Annotated in this window: 2 protein-coding genes; both read left to right on the top strand. The window is 48.6% G+C overall.

The window, feature by feature from the left end; translation table 11 throughout:
• Nucleotides 1-586 precede the first annotated feature (586 nt).
• Nucleotides 587-2764, top strand: a complete 2178-nt coding sequence (locus tag M0Q40_12625) for a hypothetical protein (protein MCK9223431.1) — start codon at nt 587-589, stop codon at nt 2762-2764.
• 89 nt (nt 2765-2853) lie between these two features.
• A complete protein-coding gene (locus M0Q40_12630; GenBank protein ID MCK9223432.1) occupies nt 2854-3135 on the top strand; it encodes a hypothetical protein in 282 nt (93 codons plus the stop codon).
• The last annotated feature ends 115 nt before the right edge of the window (nt 3136-3250 follow it).

Raw genomic sequence — 3250 nt, forward strand, 5'->3', positions numbered from 1 at the left:
CAAGGAAGAGACTATCGCCATACGAACTTAAAGAAATCTACTCACTTTTTGTGATCCTGAAAGGCCATGCAAACTAGCAATACTATCAGCCTTGGCAAATCAGCTTGCCTGATCTAGGTTCAATGTACTTACTCCAATTCTGGCTAAAGGACGTTCCTTTTGTCAGGCCACGCTGGCGTCTGTTCTATAGAAAACCTGGTTTAGAACGGAATGTTAATACCGGCCCATAGAGAAGGGTAAACAGTCCCGGAATTACCACGGTCAACGTTGGAATGGAGTCTTCTTGTGTTGGCAGTTGCACATTCCACAGGAATGCTCTGCTGAACAGGCTTAAGGTATCTATTCTACTTGATATGGGTTGACACCCACACAAAGGGTAAACACGACGATGAAGTATGTACGATGGACGTGGATGTTCCAGTGCGAAAAGGCTTTTGGACCACTGGCGGTTTCGACGCCGGATGAAGAATCCTTGATCCTAGAATAATTGTTCTGCCTTTGTTAGGCTAAGATCACGGTTAGATTGAGAACGTAATTCCGAGGAGGACTTCAACGGCCCTCCTACGCCAAGGGAGGCCAATTCACTATGGATGTGTTTTCGCAAAGAGGATTTAGTCAGACAACGACGGTGATCTTGCTGATTATACTCGCGATAGTCTTTGGTGGATGCCAAAGAAGGGAATTCACCGGGGGAAGTGGTACTAAAGACGATCCCTATTTGGTTGCTACGGCCAAAGAGCTGAATAATGTGCGGTATTATCTGGATAAACACTTTAGACAAGTAGGAGACATTGATCTTGCCCGATATAGCCTCGATTCGTCGCTTCTTGCTCGTCTTGGTATAAGCAGGGGAAATGGATGGAAGCCGATCGGTTCTGAGACGGAGGCCTTTACAGGGACTTATGATGGGGATGGGCACCGAATTACCAGCTTAGGCATTGATTCTTCGCAAATCGTGCATGTCGGACTGTTTGCATGTCTTGGTTCTGGAGCTGAGCTGAAGAACATGAAACTAGAGACTGTCCATATCCAAGGAGAAGCTTCCCGGGTAGGTGGGCTGGTCGGCGCGGTCCTAAAGGCGAATGCAAGAGTGGTCAATTGCTCTGTAAGCGGAAGTGTGGCAGGAGTATGGGAAGTTGGTGCGTTAGTCGGCCACAATCAGGGTAGTATTCTTAACTGTTACGCTACTGGTGATGTGGTGGGTAGCGGTGGTCTTGTCGGATACAATGCCGGGGAGATCCGCGATAGTTATGCGTCGTGCACCGTTACAGGTCGGGCTTGGGTGGGTGGCTTGGTAGGGACAAATAGCGGGGGTACCATCGTCAATACTTATGCTACAGGCTCTATTGAGGGACCGGGCTGTGGTGGGTTAGTGGGATATAATACAGGCGATGTTATCCATAGTTATGCCACCGGGCACATCCGAAGGGCCATGACTAGGGGCGGGCTTGTTGCCTCTAACTCAGGGAGTATCGTCGGCAGTTTCTACGATAGAGATGGCACCGGAGTTTTGGACTTCGGAAAAGGGAGCCCGAAAACCACCGCGGAGATGGTTAGCAGGGCAACATACGTCGGATGGGATTTCGATTCTACTTGGGAGATAGACGATGGGAGGTACTATCCCTATCTACGTTCAGGCTATTATCCCCACGTAGATAAGAAGGCAGTTGGTATTGCTGCTGGGGATTCCCATTCTGTTGTCTTAAGAACGGATGGCACCGTTTGGACTTGGGGGTGGAATTCCTCCGGTCAGTTGGGCAACGGTTCCTTCGAGGAGAGTCTGGACCCTGTACAAGTGGAAGGACTAAGAGATATGGTTGCCATCACCGCGTGTGAAAACTACACGGCGGCCCTAGCGCATGATGGTACCGTCTGGGTATGGGGAAGGAACGAGTATGGGCAGCTAGGGGATGAGAATCTTGCGAATAGTCCGATCCCTGTACAGATTCCGGGGCTTGGAGATATAATCCTCATCGCCGGTGGTCCAAAACATATTGCGGCCGTAGATGCCACAGGTAGTGTGTGGACTTGGGGAAGCAATGACTGTGGTCAACTCGGATATCAGTCAGATTCAAAAAACTATGTTCCCATAAGAGTGAATGGCCTAGAAGACATAGTTACAGTTGCTCTAGGAGCAAACCACACGATTGCCTTGGATTCAGGTGGCACCGTTTGGGCATGGGGAGACAATTCCCTTGGTCAATTGGGCAATGCGCTTGCCACGATGGACGATTACTCCATTCCAGTACCGGTGGCAGATTTGACAAATATCGTCTCCATTGCCGCAGGTGCCGAGCATAGCGTGGCGCTACAATCTGACGGTACAGTCTGGACTTGGGGTAGCAATAGATGCGGACAGTTAGGCCAAGGGGATATGGAACAAGACTACAGCTACCAACCAGTTCCCGTTGTTGGCCTTTCTGCAGCTGTCATTGGTACTGGGGAGGGTCATACGATCATTGTAGTCGCTGAAAGTGCTGCTACTAGCTGGGCCTGGGGACGAAATGAATCTGGGCAGCTCGGTGATGGAACGGAGTACTTGTCAAGACACCCAATAGGGCTAGGCACACCCGTGCAAGTGAAAGGTCCAACAAATATAATTGCTGTTGTTGGTGGTAGTACCCACTCATTGGCCCTGCGAGTTGATGGTACGGTCTGGTCGTGGGGTACCAATAACTATCGAAAGGTGCTTGGACCTAGATGCAAGGAAGCGGCCGGAGGGGTGGATGGGAATTTGCCAATGCCAGTAAAGCTATGGCAGTAGTGATCTGGAGGACCCCTCCAGACATATAACTTCCGGTTTACGCTATATATTTAGATTATTATCCCAGAGGCCAAATAGGGGGAGAACCAATGAAGTGGATTAATGATATTAGGGTTTCAATTCTAGAAGCCGAAGCTATGATACATTTGGATAAGGGGTTGCATGCAATACAAGATATATCCGCTCATGCTGATAAATTTGTAGATAGTCTCAGCGTTTTGGGAATAACAGTATATCATCATTTGGGACCAAAGGGTAAAGGTGCTGATAAAGCTGGGACACCACGTAATCCTGAACCCAGAGTATTAGAAGCACAAGAGGCTACAAAAGATTACTTGACCAGATTTAGAACGGGGGTTGGATTGCAATGAATCGAATAGTGATTACTCTTGTATTAGTTGTCGTTATATTAGTATTGACTTCGTGTCGATTTGGGCAAACAGTGGAGGTAAGACCTTTAACTATCCATGTTATAGATTCGCTGAC

It is taken from the genome of Limnochordia bacterium (assembly GCA_023230925.1).
GTDB lineage: Bacteria > Bacillota > Limnochordia > DUMW01 > DUMW01 > JALNWK01.